Source organism: Erysipelatoclostridium sp. An173 (assembly GCF_002160495.1).
GTDB lineage: Bacteria > Bacillota_I > Bacilli_A > Erysipelotrichales > Coprobacillaceae > Thomasclavelia > Thomasclavelia merdavium.
The window spans coordinates 1-1092 of record NZ_NFKR01000102.1; the positions used below are offsets into that span (position 1 = coordinate 1).

The window sequence follows — 1092 nt, forward strand, 5'->3', positions numbered from 1 at the left end:
ACAAGTAGGACTTAGAGCCTGGACACTTAAGATTGTTTTAATCAACTATAGTGATATTTCGCAGACTGACAGTCAATGCCACTTCTCCTTTTTTGAAAGGAGTTTTTTTTATGCTTAAAATCCACCGTTTTAATTGTGCCGGTCTTGATGTTCACAAGAATCTTATTGTTGCTACCATTGGCATCACTGATAAAAAAACTCGTGTCACTGAGTATATTCAAAAAGATTTCTCTTCTCTTAACTATGATCTCTATAACCTTAAAAACTGGCTTATTGAACACAAATGCTTTGATGTCTGCATGGAATCTACTGGTAAGTATTGGATCCCTGTCTTCAATATTCTTGAGACTGAATCTAAAATGAATATTACCCTTGTTCACCCTAAATATGTCAAAGCTATCAAGGGTAAAAAAACGGACAAGAGAGATTCCAAATGGATTTGTGATCTTTTCAAACATGATCTTCTCAAATCTTCTTTTATCCCATCTAAGGATATTCGTGAATTAAGGGATCTCTCTCGCTACCGCTTCAAGCTCATCTGTATGCGTAGTTCTGAACGGAATCGTTATCAGAATTCTATGACCGTTTCAAATATCGCTCTTGCTTCTGTTGTTTCTGATCCTTTTGGAAAAACAGCTACAGCCATAATGAATGAAGTTCTATCTTCTGAGGTTATTGATGAAGCTAAAATCACAAAACTTATACATGGTGGCTGCAGAAACAAAGATAAAATAATTGAATCTCTTAAAAATTCAAAGATTGAGCCGGATCAAAGATTCAAGATGACAGAAATTCAGTCACATATGAATGAGCTTGATAAACATATTGAAGCTGTTGAAGTAGAAATCATCAAACGTGCTTCCAGATACTTTGATGATTTCATCCATATTACGGAAATTGATGGAATACAGCTTATGTCTGCTGTTCTTATCATTTCTGAAATCGGCGTTGATATGACACAGTTTGAAACAGATAAACAGCTGTGCTGCTGGGCTGGAGTCTCTCCTGCCAATAATGAAAGTGCAGGAAAGAAAAGATCAGTTCGTATCAGCAAAGCCGGGCAGTATCTTAAACCGGTATTAGTACAATGTG

The 1092-nt window shown here is 36.2% G+C and carries 1 protein-coding gene; it reads left to right on the forward strand.

Going from position 1 to position 1092, the window contains the following annotated elements:
• Positions 1 to 110: 110 nt before the first annotated feature.
• The coding region (locus tag B5F09_RS14555; protein WP_087375026.1) for an IS110 family transposase at positions 111 to 1092 on the forward strand (982 nt) is incomplete at its 3' end.